The following is a 19,521-nucleotide window of genomic DNA, read 5'->3' as shown; positions in this document are numbered from 1 at the left end:
ATTGTCCAACCGCATAATGGACTGGGGGATCTTATCCTAAACGTCAACGACCGGTCCCTTCAACCTTCGAAATTCCTTGTAGGACATTCTGCGGTTCGTCTTTCACAGCAAGCCGACCCCCTCCCCTGGCCCGCCGCCAACCCCGCCTTTGCAATGCGGCTGGGAATATGGTACCTGTGTGGGCCGCTTGTCGAAGCCAGCCCACGACCCGCCGTGACCCCCATGCCGTCCATCCGCGACAGCCTCACCCCCTTTGCCGAGTGGCTTGCCGTGGAAAAGGCCTACTCGCCCCATACCGTGGCGGGCTACTGCCGGGACGTCTCTGAGCTGGCGGCCTTTCTGGGGCCGGCCACCGAGGTGGCGGCGGTGGACGCGGCTGCGGTGCGGGCCTTCGTGGCGCAGCTCAACCGGCGCCAGCAGGCCTCGTCGGTGGCCCGCAAGCTTTCGGGCTTGCGCACCTTTTTCCGCTTCCTGGTCCGGCGCCGGGTGCTCGAGCGGGATCCGGTGGCCGGGGTGCCGATCCCCCGGCAGGCCCAGCCGATCCCCGCCTTTCTCACCGTGGACGAGGCCTTTGCCCTCATGGAGGCGCCGGGCAACGACGATCCGCTGGCGGCCCGGGACCGGGCGATTCTGGAGGTCCTCTACGCCAGCGGCCTGCGGGTGGCGGAGCTGGTGGCTCTGGATAACGAGCAGGTGGATCGGGCCGCCGGCCTCCTGCGGGTGCAGCACGGCAAGGGCGGGCGCCAGCGGCTGGCGCCTCTGGGGCGGCCGGCCCTGGCGGCCCTGGCCGGCTACCTGCCCCAGCGCGCCGGCCTGCTGCAGGCCCGGGCCGAGCGCGGCTGGCAGGGCCGCGAGCCGGCCCTGTTTCTCAACCACCGGGGCTGTCGTCTGTCCGCCCGCAGCGTCGAGCGGCTGGTGACCCGTTACGCCCTGCGGGCGGGTATTGCCCGGCCGGTATCGCCCCATGCCCTCAGGCATTCCTTTGCCACCCATCTCTTGGAGATGGGGGCGGATCTGCGCGCGGTGCAGGAGCTTTTGGGCCATGCCAGCCTGGCCTCCACCCAGCGCTACACCCATCTCGACCTCGATCACCTGATGGCGGTCTACGACAAGGCCCATCCCAAGGCCCGCCTGGACCAGGGAGGAGATCCATGCGCTCGACAACCGTGATCGCCGTCCGTCACCGTGGCCAGGTGGTGGTGGCCGGCGACGGCCAGGTCAGCCTGGGCAACACCATCGTCAAGCATCAGGCGAAAAAGGTGCGCCGGCTGTACCAGGGTCAGGTGATCACCGGCTTTGCCGGCGCCACCGCCGATGCCTTCACCCTGTTCGACAAGCTGGAGCGCAAGCTGGAGCAGTACAGCGGCAACCTCACCCGGGCCACCGTGGAGCTGGCCAAGGACTGGCGTACCGACAGGATGCTCCGGCGTCTGGAGGCCCTGCTGGTGGCCGTGGATCAGGAGCGCTCCTTTCTGGTCTCCGGCTCCGGAGATGTCATCGAGCCCGATGACGGCCTCCTGGCCATCGGCTCCGGCGGCCCGTACGCCCTGGCCGCCGCGCGGGGCCTGGTGCGCCACACCGAGCTGGATGCCGCCACCATCGCCCGGGAGGCGCTTCTGATTGCCGCCTCCATCTGCGTCTTCACCAACGAGGCCATCACCGTGGAAGAGCTATGAATCCCGAGCAGTCCCTTACCCCGCGCCAGATCGTCCAGGAGCTGGACCGCTACATCATCGGCCAGCACGAGGCCAAGCGCTATGTGGCCATGGCCCTGCGCAACCGCTGGCGCCGCCAGCAGGTGAGTCCACCCCTCCGGGACGAGATCGTTCCCAAGAACATCATCATGATTGGCCCCACCGGGGTGGGCAAGACCGAGATCGCCCGCCGGCTGGCCCATCTCGCCCAGTCCCCTTTCCTGAAGGTGGAGGCCTCCAAGTTCACCGAGGTGGGCTACGTGGGCCGGGATGTGGAGTCCATGATCCGGGAGCTCACCGAGCTGGCGGTGAACATGGTCAAGGCCGAAGAAAGGGTGCAGGTGGAGGACCGGGCGCAGGAGATGGCGGAGGAAAGGATGCTGGACCTGCTGCTGCCGCCAGGCCCCCCCCCTGGTCGTGCCGCCGCGGCCGGCGAGCCTGCCGAGCCGGCCTCGGTCACCTCCTCCACCAGCCAGACCCGGGAGCGGTTCCGGCAGCTGCTCCGGGATGGCAAGCTGGACGACCGGGTGGTGGAGCTGGAGCTGGCCGAGCGGGCTACCCCCATGCTGGAGATCCTCACCACCTCCGGCATGGAGGAGATGGAGTCCAACCTGCGGGAGATGTTCGGCAGCCTGTTTCCCAGGAAGCGCAAGCGCCAGCGCCTCAAGGTGGCTGAGGCCAAGGTGGTTTTGTTCCAGGAGGAGACCGCTAAGCTCATCGACATGGAGAAGGTGACCAAGCTGGCCCTGGAGCGGGTCCAGCAGTCCGGGATCATCTTCCTGGACGAGATTGACAAGATCGCGGCCCGGAGCGGCCCCAGTCACGGCCCGGACGTCTCCCGGGAGGGCGTGCAGCGGGATCTTTTGCCCATCGTCGAGGGGGCGTCGGTCACCACCAAATACGGGATCGTCAAGACCGACCACATCCTGTTCATCGCCAGCGGCGCCTTCCACCTGGCCAAGCCGTCGGACCTGGTGCCCGAGCTGCAGGGCCGTTTCCCCATCCGGGTGGAGCTGAAGGCCCTGGGCGAAGAGGAGTTCGTCCGCATCCTCACCGAGCCCCAGAACGCCCTCATCCGCCAGTACGTTGCCCTCATGGCCACCGAGGGCATCGACCTCGTGTTCACCGACCAGGCGATCCGGGAGATCGCCCACATCGCCTTCCGGGTCAACGAGGAGACCGAGAATATCGGCGCCCGCCGCCTGCACACCGTCATGGAGCGGCTGCTGGAGGAGGTCTCCTTCGACGCCCCGGATCGGACCGATCCCGAGCTCGTTGTCACGCCGGAGTATGTCCGGCAGCGCCTGGCAGCGGTGGCGGCCGACCAGGATCTGAGCCGGTTCATCCTGTAAGGCCGGCCGGCAGCCACGATCGCCTGCATCCGCAAGGTAGGGGCAGCCCCCCGTGGCTGCCCGGTCGAGGCCGGCGGGCAGCCACGGGGGACTTGCCCCTGCATCTGACACTATCTGCCGCGGTTGCCCCACCGGGCCGCCCCATATCGGAGCTGTGCTATGATCATCGATCCTGATCTCAAATACTGTCCCCAGTGCCAGGGGGAGTTTCGCCCCCAGATCGAGCGCTGTGCCGCCTGCCGGGTGGAGCTTCTCTCGGGCGCCGAGATGCAGGCCCGGCAGGAGGCCCGGCGCAGCCGCCGGCAGGCCCGGGCCGGCAGCATTGGCGCCGGTGACGAGGTGGTGGCCATCCAGCGGGGCCGGCTGCCGGACATCAGACAGCTGGAGGAGCTCCTGGCCCGGGAGCGGATCGCCTGCCTGGTGCAGGGGGACGACGCCTCCTGCGGCAAGGGCTGCTGCCCCACCACCTTCTACCTGCTGGTCCGGCGGGAGGATGCCCGGGATGCCCTGGAGATCATGAACGAGGAGCACCGCCGCACCACCGGCCTGGACAGCCACGAGGCTGGTCACGGCGACGCCATCTTCGATCCGGCGGCGGCCGAGGCGGTCTGCCCGGCCTGCGGCGAGCGGTTCTCCACCCAGACCACCACCTGCCCGGAATGCGGGCTCTGCTTCGGGTAAGGCCAAAGAGGCCGGCCGATGGCCGGGCCGCTCAATGCCGGCCCACCGGGGCCGGTGTCGAGGGGATGGCGGGGGGCTTTTCGCCCTTCTTGTAGAGCAGGATGATGCTGATGCGGCGGTTGGCGGCGGCCAGGGGGTTGGCCTTGTCCAGGGGCTCCTTGTCGGCATAGCCCACCACCCGGGCGATGCGCGCCGGATCGATGCCCCAGCGCTCCAGCTCCTTGCGGGCCGACGAGGCCCTCTGGGTGGACAGCTCCCAGTTGGACATGTCCCCCCCCCGGAACGGGGCGGCGTCGGTGTGGCCTTCCACCACGATCGGGTTGGGCAGGGTGCGGATGTTGGCGGCAATGATCTCGACGATCTGCTTTGCCTTGTCGGTGGGCTCCGCGGAGCCCAACGGGAACATGGGGCTGCCTTCGGTATCCACCAGCTGGATGCGCACCCCGCCCTCCAGGATGTCCACCAGCACCTGATCCTTCAGGGCCACCAGCTTCTCTTCCACCACCTTCTTCAAGTGGTCCCGCAGGGCCTCGGCGGAGACGCCGCCCTCGTCCTCCCCCTCGCCCTCTCCGGGCGAGAGGTTCGGCCGGCTGCCCTTGGTTTCGGCGCCGGGGTTCTCGAAGATCTGGGAGGTGTCCTGCAGGAACGAGGTGCCGGACTTTTCGAACAGGCTGAAGTTTTTGAAATACTCGGCCAGCACCGCCCGCTTCTCCGACGAGCTCATGGACAGGAGCCACAGGAGCAGGAAGAAGGCCATCATCGCGGTGACGAAGTCGGCGTAGGCCACCTTCCAGGAGCCGCCGTGGTGACCGGCGGCCTTCTTCTTCACCTTCTTGATGATGATGGGTCGCGCCTTGTCCGCCATTACTTCTTGATCTGCCGGAAGGCCTCCTCCACCTCGTTGAAGCTGGGCCGGACGTGGCCGGGGATCACCCGGCGGGCGAACTCCACGGCGATCTGCGGCGCTGCGCCGCCCACGTAGGCCACCAGCCCGGTCTTGAGCACGCTCAGGTACTCCTTCTCCTCGTTGGCGGTGTATTCCAGGTTCTTGGCCATCGGCCCCACAAAGCCGTAGCAGGAGAGCACGCCCAGGAAGGTTCCCACCAGGGCGGCACCGATGGAGTGCCCCAGGACCTCCGGCGGCTCGCTGATCTTGCCCATGGTGATGACCACGCCCAGAACGGCGGCCACGATGCCCAGGCCTGGCAGGCCGTCGGCGATGTTGGCCACGGCATGGGCCGGGATCAGCATCTCCTCGTGGTGGGATTCCAGCTCGGTGTCCAGAAGCGCCTCCAGCTCATGGGACTCGATGCTGGTGGTCATCACCGTGCGCAAGGTGTCGGTCACAAAGGCCTGCGCATGGTGGTTGGCGAGGAATTTGCCATACTTGCCGAAGATCTTGCTGGCCTTGGGATCGTCCACATCCGCCTCGATGGAGACCAGGCCCTCCTTGCGGATCTTCAGGAAGACCTCGGACAGGAGCATGAGGGATTCCAGGTAGTCGGGCTTGCCGTAAGTCTTGCCGCCGAAGATGCGGCCCATGGAGCCGGCGACCGATTTGATGATCGGCAGCGGCGAGGCGATGACGAAGCCGCCGATGGCCGCGCCGAAGATGATGAGCATCTCGATGGGCTGGATGAGCACGTGCAGGTTGCCGTGCTCCAGGAGATACCCGCCCACCACCGAGACGAGGACGATGACGATACCGATGATGGCAAACATGATAGGTCAGGGAAGTCGATTTGCCTGAGGAGATGCGCGTTGCGGCTCAGCGCCGTTTGGCCCGCAGCAGCTCCCGCTCCCGCTCAAAGACATAGCGGACGATATCGTCCCGGATCTCCTCGTCCATGTTCTGATACTGGATGGCGGTGAGGTGACCCTCGGCTGCCGGCTCGCTCTTCACCACCTGGCCGTACACATAGAGACCTACCGGCGGGGTGAAGGGCAGGATCAGCTTCAGCTCCAGGGTCTCCCCAGGGGAGTAGGCCTCGGCGGTGGCAAAGCCCATGCCGCCGCCGGAGATGTTGACCGCGCACACCGGCAGGGCGTGGAAGCCCTGGTCCTGGAAGCTCAGCATGCTGATGATGGCGTTGAGCTTGGCGTCCAGCATGACCAGCCAGTCGTTGAGGCGCTTGTCCTCCACCTCGGGCACGGTGTGCCACTCGGAGAGGAAGGCCTCCCCGGCGAGCCGGGCCCGCCGGGGCCGCACCTCGCTGGCCGGCACCCGGCGCACCGCCAGGGGAATCTGCGCATCCACCCGCAGGTATTCCCGCTGGATGTCCTGGCTGGGGGTGCCGGTGGTGTCCATGCTCGTTGGCTCCAGGCTGCGGGGCGGCTGGCGGCGCCGCACCCTTTGCGCATGATAGCATGGCCTCGGTTGGGAGGTAAGGCCTGGCGCAAAAAATCCTTGGCTGGCTCGGCAGTTGTCGGCCGTAGCCCAGCGCGATAATAGGGTTTGACGGGCCCTCACCCTCGTTGTTACCATGGCGGGAAAAACCCCGTTGCCGGGGAGGTCAAGGAGGTATTGGACATGGTCCGGTGGTGGCGCGGTGCGGTGGTGGCTGGAGCGATGGTGGTGGCCTTTTGTGCCTCCTCCGTCTCCGGCCAGGAATTCGGGCTGAAGAAGAAGCGGCCCAAGCCCCACGAGTATGGCAACGTGGTCATGAACAACGCCAGCCAAGGGGGGAAGGTGGCGCCGGTGGTCTTCAACCATTGGCTGCACCGGGCCAGGTACACCTGCCGCCTGTGCCACGTGGACATCGGTTTTGGCATGCGGGCCGGCCAGACCGAGGTGCGGGAGGCGGACAACATCAACGGTCTTTATTGCGGCGCCTGCCATGACGGCAAGGAAGCCTTTGGCCGGGAGGGCGTCAACGCGGCCGGCGCCAGGATTCAGAACTGCGACCTGTGCCACTCCCAGGGCAAGGATGTCTCCTTCAAGGTCGATTTCTACGAATTCAAGAAGCCCTTCCCCCAGGAGCGCTTCGGCAACGGGATCGACTGGCTCAAGGCCGAGGAGCAACGGCTCGTCACCCTCAAGGATTTCCTCCCCGGGGTCTCCATCGAGCGCAACAGGCTCAAGGCGCCGGAGACCTTTGCCGTGGCACCCAAAGAGGCCAACATGCCGGAGATCATCTTCTCCCACCAGAAGCACACGGTGTGGAGCGGCTGCGAGCTGTGCCATCCGGAGATCTTCGGCGTGAAGAAAGGTAGCCAGCCGTACAGCATGCAGGAGATCTTCGCCGGCCGCTACTGCGGCGTCTGCCACGGCAAGGTGGCCTTCCCCAACAACGACTGCCAGCGCTGCCATACCCGGGAGGTGCAGTGAAGCCGCAGTCTTTCGTTCATCGCCTGGGCCGGCCTGGCCTCCTGGCCATGGCGCTGCTGCTGCTGGCCTCGCCAGCCAAGTCCCAGTACTGGGACTTCCCACCCCTGCCTCCGCCCCATGCCTTCGGTAACCTGCTCATGGACCGGGTGGCCTCCGGTGCCGGGGCGAAGCCGGTGGTGTTCTCGCACTGGAGCCACCGGCTCAGGTACTCCTGCCGGGTCTGCCATTTCGAGCTGGACTTCGCCTTTGCCGCCGGCACCACCGAGGTCACCGAGGCGGACAACCGCAACGGCCTCTTCTGCGGCGCCTGCCACAACGGCAAGGAGGTTTTCGGGCACCAGGATCCGGCCCAGTGCGGCCGCTGCCACTCCGGGGATCAGGGCTGGGGCCAGGAGGCCTTTGGCGAGCGGACCGCCGCCCTGCCCAGGACCCGCTACGGCAACCGCATCGACTGGGTGCGGGCGGCAAAAAGCGGCAAGATCAGGCCCCGCTACAGCCTGTTCAACGAGGGCGAGGCGCCCATGGAGTTCGTCAAGCAGCTGGAGCTGAAGGCCGAGTGGCTCTACGTGCCGCCGGCCTTCTTCCCCCATGACGCCCACGCGGCCTGGCTGGACTGCGGCAACTGCCATCCCGACATCTTCAACATCAAAAAGAAGGGTACCCAGCATTTCGAGATGAAATACATCCTCGAAGGGCGCTTCTGCGGGGTCTGCCACATCAAGGTCGCCTTCCCCCTCCAGGACTGCAAGCGCTGCCACCCGGCGATCCACATGGTGGAGGAGAAGCCATGACGAAGCCCCGCCTGCGGCCTTTGCTCCTGGCCGTCCTCTTGGCTGGCCTCCTTCTGCCCGCGCCGGCGGCGGCGGACTGGCGTCAGGATTTCGACCAGCTGTGCGGCGCCACCAGTGATGCCGATACCCTGCCTGCCGGCAGGCTCAGGGAGCTGGTGGCCGAGGCGGACCGGCTGGTGGGGGTGATCGAGGGCCTCGACAGCCCGGACAAGAAGGTCTTCCTCTTCCGGACCAGGAAGTGCCGGGATTTTTTCGCCTACATGCTGTCGGTCCGGGAGGCGGACAGCACCGGGGCCGGCCGCTCCGGCCAGTAGCCCTCTGTGCGCACCGTCAAAGGTGATCTCGGCCTGATGGGCCTGGCGGAGCTCCTGCAATGGGCCGAGGCCGGGCAGAAGGACGGCACCCTGGTCATCAGCCGGGGCGGGGTCGCCAAGTTCTTCTTCTTCCAGGCCGGCCGGCTCATCTACTTCTCCTCCCAGCAGCAGGGGGAGCGCCTGGGAGAAGCGCTCCTGGCTGCCGGCGCCCTGAGCCTCGCGCAGCTGGCCGAGGTGCACCAGGCCAGCAACCGCCTGGGGATCCCCTTTGCCTCCTTTCTCATCGCCGAGCGGCTGGTTCCGGTGGCGACCCTGCAAGAGACCCTGCACGGCCTGGTGCGGACCGCCATTGCCGATGCCTTGACCTGGGAGGCCGGGGGCTTCGAGTTCCGGGAGGAGATCCCGGCCACGGTCCTCAATGGCCCCATCCGCCTCAACATCCTGCAGGTGCTCTTCCAGTCCACGGTGCAGGTGGACGAGGCCCGGGCTGCGGCCCAGGACCAGGGGGCGCAGCTGATGGCCGATCTGCGCCGCCGCATCGAGTCGGGGCGGATCGCCCTTCCCCCGACCCCGGAGCTGGTGGACAAGCTCAACCGGGCCACCCAGTCGGAAAGCGTGTCCATGGTCGAGATCGGCAAGATCATCATCGCCGATCAGATCCTGGCCACCAAGCTCCTCAAAGTGGTGAACTCACCCTTTTATGGGCTGGCCGGGGAGGTGACCTCGCTCCAGCACGCCATCTCGGTGATTGGCCTGGCGGCGGTGAAGAGCATCGTCACCGCCCACGCCATCGGTGCCATGAGCCCGGCGGCGGCGAAAAGGATCCGGCCGGTGCTCCAGCACAGCCTGTTCGTGGCCTTCATCGGCAAGCGGCTGGCCAAGCTGGCGGGCATCGATCCCGAGGAGGCCTTTGTCTGCGGCATCCTCCACGATATCGGCAAGACCGTGCTCTTCGAGCTGCTGGCCCGGGAGGAGGTGCCGCCCGCGGCGGAGGCCGGCCTCATCAGCCAGTTCCACCCGGAGATTGGCCATCTCCTGACCCGGAAATGGAGCCTTTCCTCCCTGGTGCAGGCCGCGGTGCGCTGGCATCACCAGCCCCAGGAGGCCCCGGCCTTTGCCCTGCACGCCCTGGTCACCCACCATGCCGACCGCTTCGCCCTGGATCCGGATCTGGAGCGGCAGCTGCCGGCCCTGGCGGAAGCCTTTGCCGTCGCCCCGGAGAGGGCGCGAGCTGTCCTCGCCGGGGTCGAGAAGCTCCAGGAGCGGGCCAGCGCCCTGGTCTGACTACATGGCTTTGAGGTCGATCTCCGGGTGGTAGGCCCCCTCCACCTCCTTCACCAGCGCCTGGCCGGCGATGACATTCTTGCCGTCAAAGGTGAGGGTGGGATTGCCGTAGAGCTGCCAGCCGTTGTTGAGCCGCTCGCAGACCCTTTTGCAGAAGGTGGAATCGTCGGGACCGGTCAGATAGGTATAGAGCTTCATGAGACCTCCTGTAATCCTGGCTCTACGCCAGGAGATGGGCGATGAGGGCATCGGTGGCGGCGGCATGGTCAGCGGCCACCGTATCGATGGGGGTGCGGCGCCGCTCGGCCTGGCGGATGGCGGCGGCATCCGGGAAGGCGGCGGCCGGCGGCGCTCCCAGGGCGGTCGCCAGGAAGGCCTCATCCTCCGGGCCAGCCACCTGGTTGCCGACAAAGGAGATTCTTGGGATCCCTACCTGCCGGGCCAGCTCCTGGATGCGCAGGCCGGTCCGGACGCTGGACTGGGTCGGAATCACCACCACCAGGAGGTGGTCGACCCCGGCCACTGTGCCCCGGCCCAGATGCTCCACCCCGGCCTCCATGTCCAGGAGCACCACCTGGGACGGGGAGAGGAGGAGCCTGGTGGTGAGGCGCCGGAGGACGGTGTTCTCGGCGCAGGCGCAGCCGCCGCCACCGGTGGCGATGGCGCCCACCACCATGAGATGGATGCCCTCCTTGTGGACCATGAACCGGGCCAGGAGGTCGTCCACCCGGGGGTTGAGCTGGTAGAACGGGGAGCCCTCCTCCTTGCCGGAGCGCTCCTTCAGGAGCTCCTTCATCTCCGCCACCGGGGTGATGGCGCTCACATCGGCAAAGCCCAGGGTGGCGGCCATGTGCGGGCTGGGATCGGCGTCGATGACCAGGACCTCGCGGCCGTGGCGCCGCAGGCCGACGGCCAGAAGGGCCAGGATCGTGGTCTTGCCCACCCCGCCCTTGCCGCTGATGGCGATCTTCATAAGCTTTGTGCTTTCCTGTGCCGGCGGTGCCGGGAACGGGGGGCTGCCGGGGCGTTGACTTCACCCGGCGGCGGGTGTTAAATGCGGCTCTTTTCCGGCCGCAACCGGCCGGAAGCCACCATCTTAGCCCACACTCCTCTCCGGAACAACGCCCATGATCGCCATCGTCGATTACAAGGCCGGCAACCTCACCAGTGTCGAGCGGGCGGTACGCCACCTCGGCCGGCCGGTGGTCATCTCCCACCAGCCGGAGGTCCTGAAGGGGGCGGAGCGGATCATCTTCCCCGGCGTGGGCGCGGCCGGCCAGGCCATGACCGATCTCGTCGCCCTGGGTCTTGACGCCGTGCTCCGGGAGGCCTTTGCCGCCGGCATCCCCATCCTGGGCATCTGCCTGGGCACCCAGATCATCTTTTCGGCCAGCGACGAGAACGACGCCACCTGTCTGGGCCTTCTCCCCGGCCGGGTGCGGGCCTTCCCCGACCCCTTGTTCGAGGGGGGGGAGCGGCTCAAGATCCCCCACATGGGGTGGAACCAGGTGCGATTCGTCCGCCAGCACCCGGTCTTTGCCGGCCTTGCGCCCGAGCACGAATTCTATTTCGTGCACGGCTACTACCCGGAGGTGGCGCCGGAGGCGGCAGACGCGGTGGTGGGCGTCACCCGCTACGGCATCGAGGTCACCTCGGCGGTGGCCAAGGACTCCCTGGTGGCGGTGCAGTTCCACCCGGAGAAGAGCGGCCCGGCCGGGCTGGCCATCCTCGACAACTTCTGCCGCTGGAGGCCCTGATGCTCTCGAAGCGCATCATCCCCTGCCTGGATGTCCGGGCCGGACGCACCACCAAAGGGATCAGGTTCAAGGACAACGTCGACATCGGCGACCCGGTGGAGATGGCCCGCTTCTATTACGAAGAGGGTGCGGACGAGATCGTCTTCTACGACATCACCGCCTCCAGCGACCAGCGGGACATCATGATCGACGTGGTGCGCCGCACCGCCGAGGCGATCTTCATCCCCTTTTCAGTGGGCGGCGGCATCCGCACCGTGGACGACATGCGGCGGGTGCTTCTGGCCGGCGCCGAGAAGGTGAGCGTCAACAGCGCGGCCATGAAGAATCCAGGCATCATCAGCGAGGGCGCCCGGGCCTTCGGCAGCCAGTGCATCGTCGTCGGCATGGACGTCAAGAAGGTGGAGCCCTCGGCGCATATCCCTTCCGGCTACGAGATGGTGATCAACGGCGGCCGCACGTTCATGGGGGTGGACGCCTTGTGGTGGGCGAGGGAGGTGGAGCGGCTGGGGGCGGGCGAGATCTGCCTCAACTCCATCGACGCCGACGGCACCAAGGCCGGCTACGAGATGACGCTCACCCCCATGATCTCCCAGGCAGTGACCATCCCGGTCATCGCCTCCGGTGGAGCCGGCACACCGGAGCACATCCGGGCGGTCCTGGCCGAGGGCCACGCCGACGCCGGCCTCATCGCCTCCATGACCCATTACGGCACCTACACGGTCCGGCAGATCAAGGACTACCTGCACGGCCACGGCATCAAGGTGCGGATGGCCTGGTGAGGCCCCGCCCCGTGTCCGCCCCCGCCGTCCACCTCGGCATCGAGGTCCTGGCCGCCGATCCCCCGAAATGGCTGCAGGGCCGGCGCCTGGGCCTCCTGTGCAACCAGGCCAGCTGTGACCGCGCCTTCCGCCACAGCCGGGAGATCCTGGCCGGGGCCTTCCCCGGCGGCCTGATCAGCCTTTTTACCCCCCAGCACGGCTTTTTTGCCGACAAGCAGGACAACATGATCGAGACCGCCCACGGCCGGGATCCTTTTTCCGGCCTGCCGGTCTGGAGCCTCTACGGCGAGACCCGCACGCCGACCCCGGCCATGCTGGCGGACATCGATGTCCTGGTCATCGACATCCAGGACGTGGGCACCCGGGTCTACACCTTCTTTTCCACCGTTGCTTACTGCCTCAAGGCCTGTGCGGCAGCCGGCAGACAGGTCCTGGTCCTCGACCGGCCCAACCCCCTGGGCGGCCTGGCCGTGGAGGGCAACCTCCTGGCCGGCGACTGCCGCTCCTTTGTCGGCCTCTACCCGCTTCCCATGCGCCACGGCCTCACCGTGGCCGAATTCGCCCGCCTGGCCAACGACGGCTTCGGCATCGGCGCCGACCTCTCAGTCATCCCCATGGCCGGCTGGCAGCGCGGGATGCTCTTCCCGGACACCGGTCTGCCCTGGGTCTTTCCTTCCCCCAATATGCCCACCTTTGCCGCCGCCCTGGTCTATCCCGGCCAGGTGCTCTGGGAAGGGACCAACGTCTCGGAAGGCCGGGGCACCACCATGCCCTTCGAGCTGTGCGGGGCGCCGTACTGGCAGCCGGCCGCCATCCGGGAGCGGCTCTCTGCCCCGGACTTGGCCGGCGCTATCCTTCGGCCGGTGGCCTTCGAGCCCACCGCCAACAAGTGGCAGGGGTCTTTTTGTTGCGGCTTCCAGATCCACGTCACCGACCCGGTCACCTTCCAGCCGTACCGCCTGAGCCTCGCCCTCCTGCGGGCCTGCCTCGCCCTCTATCCCGAGGCCCTTGCCTACAAGCCGCCCCCCTACGAGTACGAATTCGAGCGCCTGCCCCTGGACCTCATCCTGGGCAGCCGGGCGCTGCGACTGGCCCTGGAAGCCGGCGCCGATCTCGCCGACCTGGTGGCCGGCTGGCAAGAAGATCTGGCCAGCTACCGGGAGCGGGTGGCGTCCCATCTTCTGTATCCGGCGGCGCCTGAGGTGCCGGGAGACGTTCAGGAAGGGAGTGGCTGACACCGCGGCCGCCATCGAGCTGGCCCTTCAGCTGTTGCCCAGAGGCACCGAGGAGGAAGGCCATGACTACCTACACGGCGAAGTATTCCAAGGTTGAATCCGGTTACATGGGCCAGCTCGTGGAGTGGCCCGAAGTCGTCACCGAGGGGGCTACCATCGAGGAATGCCGCCAGATGCTTCGTGACGCCTTGCACGAGATGGTCCTGGTGTACCGCGAACAGGGCAGAGAGCCGGGAGCCCCGGAGACGCCATGAAGCGCTCGCCCGTCATCGCCCTCACCATCCTGGCCACCTTGCAGCTGGCGGCCTGTGCCGATGACCAGGAGACCCAGCGGGCGGTCTACAGCTCCCGCCAAGCCTGTGTGGAGGACTGGGGCAGTGAGGACGACTGCGAGGCAGAGGCCGGCGGCACCGGCATGTGGATGGGTCCCTGGTTCTACTACCATCTCGGCCGGCCGTACTACTTCGGCCGGCAGTCCGGGATCGCGACGCCCCTGGGCACGAACGCCCGGTTCGGCCAGGCCGCCGCCGGCGGCAGCGCCACTGCGGTGAAGACGGTGACCGGCAGCGTCTCCCGGGGCGGCTTCGGCTCCTCGGCCTCCTTGCACGGGGCCAGCTCATGAAGCGGCTCGCCGTGCCCGAGCGACCGCAGTGGCAGGAGCGGCTCGACCAGTGCGGCTTCTCCTTCCACTCCCTGGACGGGCTCTACTGGCGGGAAGGGGTCGGCTATGCCTTCACCGCCCGGGAGATCGACGAGCTGGAGTCCGCCACCGCCACCTTGCAGGCCATGTGCCTGTCGGTGGTGGCCGAGGTGATCGAGCACGACCTGTTCGACCGCCTGCACATCTCCAGGGCTGCGGCCCAGCTGGTCCGCCGCTCCTGGGAGCGGGGGGATCCCAGCCTCTATGGCCGCTTCGATCTGGCCTACGACGGCGCCGGCCCGCCCAAGCTCCTGGAGTACAACGCCGACACCCCCACCTCGCTCTTCGAGTCCTCCATCGCCCAGTGGATCTGGCTGCAGGATCTCTTCCCGGAAGCAGACCAGTTCAACTCCATCCACGAGAAGCTGGCCGCCGCCTTCGCCAGCCTCCACGCCGCCATGCCCGCCGGCGCGGCTATGCACTTTGCCTGCGTCAAGGACCACGAGGAGGATCGCGTCACCACGGAATACCTCCGGGACGTGGCCTGCCAGGCCGGCATCGACGGCCGGCCGCTCTTCATGGAGGACCTGGGCTACAGCGCCGAGACGGGGCGGTTCTGCGACCTCGATCAGGTGGTCATCGAGCGCCTCTTCAAGCTCTACCCCTGGGAATGGCTGCTGGCGGACGCCTTTGGCCGGCACCTGGCGGCAGAGCCGATCCCCATGATCCTGGAGCCGGCCTGGAAGATGGTCCTGAGCAACAAGGGCCTCCTGCCGCTCCTGTGGCAGATGTATCCCGACCATCCATTGCTGCTGCCCGCCGCCTTCTCGCCGCCCACCGCCGGCGAGCGCTACGTGGCCAAGCCGTTCTTCTCCCGGGAGGGGGCGAATATCACCGTCTTCCACGGCCGGCAGGCGGTGCTGGTCACCGGCGGCAGCTACGGCGCCGAGGGCGCCATCTACCAGGAGTACCACGAGCTGCCGGCCTTCGACGGCCACTTCGTCCTGGTGGGCTCCTGGGTGGTGGACGGCCAGCCCGCCGGCATCGGGCTGCGGGAGGACAAGACGCCCATCACCACCAACGCCTCCACCTTCGTGCCCCATCTCTTCCAGCCATAGCGCCAAGGAGACATGCCATGGATGCTGCCCCGATCCTGTCCGGCCTCGTGAGCTTTGCCGCCTATTTCGGGGCGAGCATCGGCCTCCTGGCGCTCTTTGGCGTCCTGTATGCCATGGTGACCCCCTACCGGGAGCTGGCCCTCATCGCCGACGGCAATGTGGCCGCCGCCTGCAGCCTGTCCGGCGCTCTCCTGGGGTTTGCTCTGCCCCTGGCCAGCGCCATCAGCCACAGCGTCGGCTACGGCGACATGCTGCTCTGGGGCGCCGTGGCCCTTCTGGCGCAGCTTCTGACCTTCACCGTGGTCCGCCACATCTTTCCTCGCCTGGTGGCCGACATCCCCGCTGGCAAGACCGCCAAGGGCATCTTCCTGGGCCTGGTCTCGGTGGTGATCGGCGTCCTGAATGCCGCCTGCATCACTTACTGATCTGGCACCGCCGTGGAGACAGCGCCCCGGCGCCTGCCCCGCTGCCCAGCAAAGAGAGGGAGAGAGAGGAGGCAGCGCGGCGGATGATCGTGGTGCGCGCCAGCACCAGAGGCGGCCCCCGGGTCACCGGATGAGGACCTGCCGATGGCCAAGCTCGCCCGCAAGGAGAGCTGCCCCGGTGGCAGTGGCAACCGACCCTGCCAACCACGTCTGACCATGGAGGTGCCGTGGACAACATCAATGCGATCATCGCCAGGATCAAAGAGCTCGAAGCCGAGCTGTCCCGAGAGCTTCAGAGGAAGGAGGAGGAGCTCTTCTACAAGGTGCGAGGAAGACGGGTTCAGTTTGCCAGCGAGGTCAAGAGCCAGCACCGGCGACTGGTGGTCAAGGTTCATCGCTACCTGCTGGATGCGTCTCTGGCAAGCCTGCTGGCCGCGCCCATCATCTGGTCCTGTCTGATGCCTCTGATCTTCTTGGACCTCGTGGTATCGGTGTACCACGGGGTGTGCTTTCCGATCTACGGCATCCCCCGGGTGCGGCGCAGCGATTATGTGGTGATCGATCGGTATGCCCTGGCCTATCTCAACGTCATCGAGAAGATCAACTGTGTCTATTGCGGCTATGCCAACGGCCTCATCGCCTACGTCCGGGAAATAGCCGCCCGGACCGAGCAGTACTGGTGCCCGATCAGGCATGCCCGCCGCGTGGCCGGCATCCACAGCCGCTACTCCAAGTTCGTCGAGTACGGCGATGCCAAGCGGTATCGCGAGATGGTCGAGACCATCCGGCGTGACTTCCGTTCATGCGAGGGGGAGGAGGAGAGCTGTTCCCGGTAGCAAGAACGGCCGATGGGCCGGGCGGGCCGGGATTGTGCGGAACGTGTGTGGCGTTCTTGCCGAACGGGCCATCGATCCTCATCGACATCGGCAGCCACGACGAGGTGCATTGACCGCCAGGCAACCGTTCACCGGGGCAGCGGCGGGACGAACGGCAGTCCCCCACCCCAGCCCTCCCCCGCTGGGGGCGGGAGTCGAGAACCGCCGGTCACGGAGTCGGTGCGCCTCTAAAGCTCGCGGGCCAGCTCGCGAATGGCCATGGCATGCTCCCCTTGGGGCCGTCGTCGGTTATGGATCGAGGGCCAGCAGGGCGGCCGGCTCGGCCTTGCCGGCCAAGTCCGCCTCCATGCCCGAGGCCAACGACTTGATGGCCCGGGTCTTGGCCAGACATGGTGCGCCCTCCACCAGCACGTGGCCGTTCGCAAGGAGCGCCACCAGAACCCTTGTCACCAGATGCTCCTGGCCGATGACCACCCCTTCCACATGCCGGCGGAGTTGCCGGGGAAAAGGGTGTCCCCAGGGGCGGCCAACCTTCCCGCCGGTGTCGAGGCATTCGTCCGGTCTTCCTTGCGCCCCGCATTGGAGGCTGGAAGCGGGAAGATGCCGTCCAGGTCTTCAGCCCTGCCAGAGGTCCAGGGGGCTTTTCGCCTCCTTGATGGTGGTGCTTTTCACGGTGTGGGTATAGATCATGGTGGTACGGAGATCACTGTGCCCCAGGAGCTGCTGGATGGTGCGGATGTCGAAGTTGGCCTGGAGCAGATGGCTGGCAAAGCTGTGGCGGAAGGTGTGGGCCGAGGCGCGCTTGCCGATCCGCGCCCTGCCCACCGCCTCCTTGATCGCCCTCTGGACATGGGATTCATGGAGATGGTAGCGCCGGTACTCGCCGGACTCCGGGACCTGGGTCAGGTACTTGGCCGGAAAGAGCCATTGCCAGACGAATTCCCGGGCCGCGTTGCGGTATTTGCGCTCCAGGGCGTGGACCAGAAAAACCCCGCCATAGCCGCGCGCAAGGTCCTGCTGGTGCAAGGATCTCAGGGATTCGACCTGGGCGAGCAGCCCGGTCCGCACCGCCTCGGGGATCGGCACGGTCCGATCCCTTTGCCCCTTGCCGTCATGCACGGTCAGCACCCCGGCGTCGAAGTTGAGATCCTGCACCCGCAGCCGCAGGCACTCGAAAAGTCGCAGCCCACAGCCGTAAAGGAGTTTCACCACCAGAGCAAAGGGCGGCTGCAGATGGGCCAGGACCGCCTGGATCTCCTCCCGGGAGAGCACCACCGGGATGTACGGCCGCCGCTTGGCCCTGACCACCCCCTCGACCTTGCCGAACTCCCGGCCAAGGACATGACGGAAGAAGAACAGCAAGGCATTGAAGGCCTGGTTCTGGGTGGAGGCTGAAACCCGGCGCGCCACGGCCAGCTGGGTGAGGAACTCCTTGACGTCTTCCGGCGTCAGCTCGGCCGGCGGCTTGCTGCGGGTGAAGGTCTGGAGCTTGGCCAGCCACTGCTGGTACGTCCGCAGCGTCCGTGGGGAATAATGGCGCAGCCGAATCTCCTCGGCCAGCCGGTCGAATTCCGCCTTCCAGGAGATCCCGGTGCGGCGCTGGCCCTGGTTGGCCGGGACCGGGCTCGGCTGCGCCGTCGGGGGAGGGGGCGGCGCCAGAGGCGGCGGCTCCTGCACACCAGGAGGCATTGCGGCCACGGAGACACCAACCGGTGACCGGGCGCTGGAGGCCGGCAATCCCGAAACAGCCTGCGCCTCCGGGGCCTCCCCCCCCAAAGGCTGCGCAACCTCGCCTGGCCGATCCACCTGCGCCATGTCAAGGAACAAAGCCACTGCCTGCGCGGCCTGCTGCCTCTGCGCCTCCGACTGTTTCTTGTCCTGCAGCTTCTTGAGGAAAGGGGCGATACTGCTCTGGCTGCCACATGGCAGTTGGTACTTGTGGCAGAAATCCAGGTAGAAGCGCAGCCACTTCTTGAAGGCGCTGTGGGCGGCGTTGGGCACACCCCTCTTCCGGAGTAGGGTCTCGAATCGGGCCTGCAAGGCGGGTGAAACGCTCAGCATCGGAGATATCCGCCAGGTTGATAATCGCTCGACAACGTATGATATGCGGAAAAGCTAGGCGACAAGAAAAGGCTTGTCAAGCACATTCTTCATCGACTATAACTGGCCGGAATCGAGGGGATAGGCTGAACATCCTCCCTCAGTGCGCCACGGTTTGGGCTGGGGATATGCCAGGCTGGCTTGTGGTGCCCGGCGGAGATACACGGAAACCATCGAATTGCTTGTTCCCGGCGACTCCGTCGCCGGGAATCGCGGCGCTGACTTCGCGCCGCGATTGTGCATCCCCGCTCAGCCGCCAAATTGAGGCGCTATCAATTAAGATTAAGAGGCAGATCGGCTTCGAAGGGCGACACAAAAGAGCGTGGCGACACTGGCTTACGGGCGGCGTTTGGCCTCGCGACCTTTGGCGGCGACAAGGCGAATACGGCGGACAAAGGCTTCGGGTGGCAGTTGAATGTCACCTTTTGGCCGCGACATCGCGAGCGCCCCGGATTTTGGCTTCGTGCGGCTGAGGTCTTGTCGGCTTCGAAATTGGACAAAGCGAGTGCGGCGGACTTGGGCTTCGATGCGCAGGATGCCCTTGGCTTCGGGAGCGGACAAGGCGAGTGCGGCGGACAAGAGCTTCGAGGGGGGAAACACTATCCTTGCGAGAGGACAGCAACTTTTGCCGGCGACTCGGCCAACGCGGTTGCCTGGAGTACGGGACGCCACAATTTTAACGGGCGACAAAAGTTCGCCGGCGTGCATAGGACTCAGGCTCGACGGGCGAGGACGGTTGATCTGCCGCGGATCTGGGCTTCGAAGTCGCTTTAACGGCGACAAAGCGAGCGCGGTCTCCTTGCACAACAAGAAAAATCGAGCTGCCGCCGTGCAGCGACAGCAATTCTCTCCGACTTTTTCGGCGGCGCAGCTCATTTTTGCGTAGGCAACTAACAAAAGACGAACATGCAAATACTAACAAAATCGACAAAGAGGTGGGCTTATGTCCGAACAAGTCAATAAGGTACGAGTTTTTGTTGCCTCGCCGAGCGACTGCAAAGATGAACGTGAAAGCCTACCTTCTCTTTTCGAAAGGTTAAATCACGGAATTGCCTCTGAGAAGCATATCGTTTTAGAGTTAGTTAGGTGGGAAACTCATGCTTGGCCTGGCTTTGGACAAGACCCACAGGATGTTATTAATGAGCAAATAGGAGATTATGATATTTTTATTGGCATCATGTGGAATC

23 protein-coding genes and 1 pseudogene are annotated in these 19,521 nt (G+C 66.4%); 17 read left to right on the top strand and 7 right to left on the bottom strand.

Going from position 1 to position 19,521, the window contains the following annotated elements:
- Positions 1–222: 222 nt before the first annotated feature.
- The 4 genes from AB1634_12390 (at position 223) to AB1634_12375 (ending at position 3,727) form a co-directional block, all read left to right on the top strand.
- A complete protein-coding gene (locus tag AB1634_12390; protein ID MEW6220315.1) occupies positions 223–1,170 on the top strand; it encodes a tyrosine recombinase XerC in 948 nt (315 codons plus the stop codon).
- Positions 1,152–1,676: an ATP-dependent protease subunit HslV gene (gene hslV, locus AB1634_12385; GenBank protein MEW6220314.1), complete on the top strand. Its 525-nt coding sequence runs from the start codon at positions 1,152–1,154 to the stop codon at positions 1,674–1,676. The genes AB1634_12390 and hslV overlap by 19 nt, the downstream gene beginning before the upstream one ends.
- Positions 1,673–3,046, top strand: coding sequence for an ATP-dependent protease ATPase subunit HslU (hslU, locus tag AB1634_12380; protein MEW6220313.1), 1,374 nt, complete (start codon positions 1,673–1,675; stop codon positions 3,044–3,046). The genes hslV and hslU overlap by 4 nt, the downstream gene beginning before the upstream one ends.
- A gap of 159 nt (positions 3,047–3,205) precedes the next feature.
- Positions 3,206–3,727 carry a hypothetical protein gene (locus tag AB1634_12375; GenBank protein ID MEW6220312.1) on the top strand — a complete coding sequence of 174 codons (522 nt, stop codon included), beginning with the start codon at positions 3,206–3,208 and terminating at the stop codon, positions 3,725–3,727.
- 31 nt (positions 3,728–3,758) lie between these two features.
- On the opposite strand, the gene AB1634_12370 is transcribed toward AB1634_12375, so the two are convergent.
- The 3 genes from AB1634_12370 to AB1634_12360 are packed head-to-tail and all read right to left on the bottom strand — an operon-like array spanning position 3,759 to position 6,035.
- Positions 3,759–4,592, bottom strand: coding sequence for a flagellar motor protein MotB (locus AB1634_12370; GenBank protein ID MEW6220311.1), 834 nt, complete (start codon positions 4,590–4,592; stop codon positions 3,759–3,761).
- Complete coding sequence (gene motA, locus AB1634_12365) at positions 4,592–5,449, bottom strand: flagellar motor stator protein MotA (protein MEW6220310.1); 858 nt, start codon at positions 5,447–5,449, stop codon at positions 4,592–4,594. Before motA ends, AB1634_12370 begins: the two co-directional genes overlap by 1 nt.
- A 46-nt stretch (positions 5,450–5,495) precedes the next feature.
- Positions 5,496–6,035: a PilZ domain-containing protein gene (locus AB1634_12360; protein MEW6220309.1), complete on the bottom strand. Its 540-nt coding sequence runs from the start codon at positions 6,033–6,035 to the stop codon at positions 5,496–5,498.
- A 222-nt stretch (positions 6,036–6,257) separates the two neighbouring features.
- On the opposite strand from AB1634_12360, the gene AB1634_12355 reads away from it, so the two are divergent.
- From AB1634_12355 to AB1634_12340, 4 genes are read left to right on the top strand one after another with little or no spacing between them, the layout of a single operon-like run.
- A complete protein-coding gene (locus AB1634_12355; protein ID MEW6220308.1) occupies positions 6,258–7,055 on the top strand; it encodes a c(7)-type cytochrome triheme domain-containing protein in 798 nt (265 codons plus the stop codon).
- The gene (locus AB1634_12350) at positions 7,052–7,846 is read left to right on the top strand and encodes a c(7)-type cytochrome triheme domain-containing protein (protein MEW6220307.1); all 795 of its coding nucleotides are present in this window, start codon (positions 7,052–7,054) and stop codon (positions 7,844–7,846) included. Before AB1634_12355 ends, AB1634_12350 begins: the two co-directional genes overlap by 4 nt.
- On the top strand, positions 7,843–8,160 hold the full coding sequence (locus AB1634_12345; protein MEW6220306.1) for a hypothetical protein: 318 nt from the start codon (positions 7,843–7,845) through the stop codon (positions 8,158–8,160). Before AB1634_12350 ends, AB1634_12345 begins: the two co-directional genes overlap by 4 nt.
- A gap of 6 nt (positions 8,161–8,166) precedes the next feature.
- A complete protein-coding gene (locus tag AB1634_12340) occupies positions 8,167–9,444 on the top strand; it encodes an HDOD domain-containing protein (GenBank protein ID MEW6220305.1) in 1,278 nt (425 codons plus the stop codon).
- Here AB1634_12340 and AB1634_12335 read toward each other — a convergent pair whose 3' ends face one another.
- On the bottom strand, positions 9,445–9,642 hold the full coding sequence (locus AB1634_12335) for a DUF1737 domain-containing protein (protein ID MEW6220304.1): 198 nt from the start codon (positions 9,640–9,642) through the stop codon (positions 9,445–9,447).
- A gap of 22 nt (positions 9,643–9,664) precedes the next feature.
- Complete coding sequence (locus AB1634_12330; protein ID MEW6220303.1) at positions 9,665–10,417, bottom strand: P-loop NTPase; 753 nt, start codon at positions 10,415–10,417, stop codon at positions 9,665–9,667.
- A 154-nt stretch (positions 10,418–10,571) separates the two neighbouring features.
- Between AB1634_12330 and hisH the strand changes: the two genes are divergently transcribed.
- The 8 genes from hisH to AB1634_12290 all read left to right on the top strand — a co-directional run bounded on the left by hisH (position 10,572) and on the right by AB1634_12290 (position 16,234).
- Complete coding sequence (hisH, locus tag AB1634_12325; protein MEW6220302.1) at positions 10,572–11,201, top strand: imidazole glycerol phosphate synthase subunit HisH; 630 nt, start codon at positions 10,572–10,574, stop codon at positions 11,199–11,201.
- Complete coding sequence (gene hisF, locus AB1634_12320; protein ID MEW6220301.1) at positions 11,201–11,980, top strand: imidazole glycerol phosphate synthase subunit HisF; 780 nt, start codon at positions 11,201–11,203, stop codon at positions 11,978–11,980. The genes hisH and hisF overlap by 1 nt, the downstream gene beginning before the upstream one ends.
- 11 nt (positions 11,981–11,991) lie before the next feature.
- On the top strand, positions 11,992–13,215 hold the full coding sequence (locus AB1634_12315; GenBank protein MEW6220300.1) for a DUF1343 domain-containing protein: 1,224 nt from the start codon (positions 11,992–11,994) through the stop codon (positions 13,213–13,215).
- A 62-nt stretch (positions 13,216–13,277) separates the two neighbouring features.
- Positions 13,278–13,469 (top strand): type II toxin-antitoxin system HicB family antitoxin, encoded by a 192-nt coding sequence (locus AB1634_12310; protein MEW6220299.1) that lies wholly within the window; start codon positions 13,278–13,280, stop codon positions 13,467–13,469.
- Positions 13,466–13,837 (top strand): hypothetical protein, encoded by a 372-nt coding sequence (locus AB1634_12305; GenBank protein MEW6220298.1) that lies wholly within the window; start codon positions 13,466–13,468, stop codon positions 13,835–13,837. The genes AB1634_12310 and AB1634_12305 overlap by 4 nt, the downstream gene beginning before the upstream one ends.
- Entirely contained in the window at positions 13,834–14,973 is a 1,140-nt protein-coding gene (locus AB1634_12300; GenBank protein MEW6220297.1) for a glutathionylspermidine synthase family protein, read from the top strand. The genes AB1634_12305 and AB1634_12300 overlap by 4 nt, the downstream gene beginning before the upstream one ends.
- Positions 14,974–14,990: 17 nt before the next feature.
- Complete coding sequence (locus tag AB1634_12295) at positions 14,991–15,398, top strand: DUF350 domain-containing protein (protein MEW6220296.1); 408 nt, start codon at positions 14,991–14,993, stop codon at positions 15,396–15,398.
- Between the two features lie 227 nt (positions 15,399–15,625).
- Complete coding sequence (locus AB1634_12290; GenBank protein MEW6220295.1) at positions 15,626–16,234, top strand: hypothetical protein; 609 nt, start codon at positions 15,626–15,628, stop codon at positions 16,232–16,234.
- Positions 16,235–16,570: 336 nt separating this feature from the next.
- Here the strand turns inward: AB1634_12290 and AB1634_12285 are convergent.
- Positions 16,571–16,717, bottom strand: a pseudogene (locus tag AB1634_12285) (AAA family ATPase).
- A gap of 132 nt (positions 16,718–16,849) precedes the next feature.
- Positions 16,850–18,295, bottom strand: a complete 1,446-nt coding sequence (locus tag AB1634_12280; GenBank protein ID MEW6220294.1) for an integron integrase — start codon at positions 18,293–18,295, stop codon at positions 16,850–16,852.
- 982 nt (positions 18,296–19,277) lie between these two features.
- Here AB1634_12280 and AB1634_12275 point away from each other — a divergent pair.
- The coding region (locus tag AB1634_12275; GenBank protein MEW6220293.1) for a hypothetical protein at positions 19,278–19,521 on the top strand (244 nt) is incomplete at its 3' end.

This window comes from Thermodesulfobacteriota bacterium, from assembly GCA_040755095.1.
Lineage (GTDB): Bacteria > Desulfobacterota > Desulfobulbia > Desulfobulbales > JBFMBH01 > JBFMBH01.
This window is presented reverse-complemented; position numbering and strand designations above follow the sequence as displayed.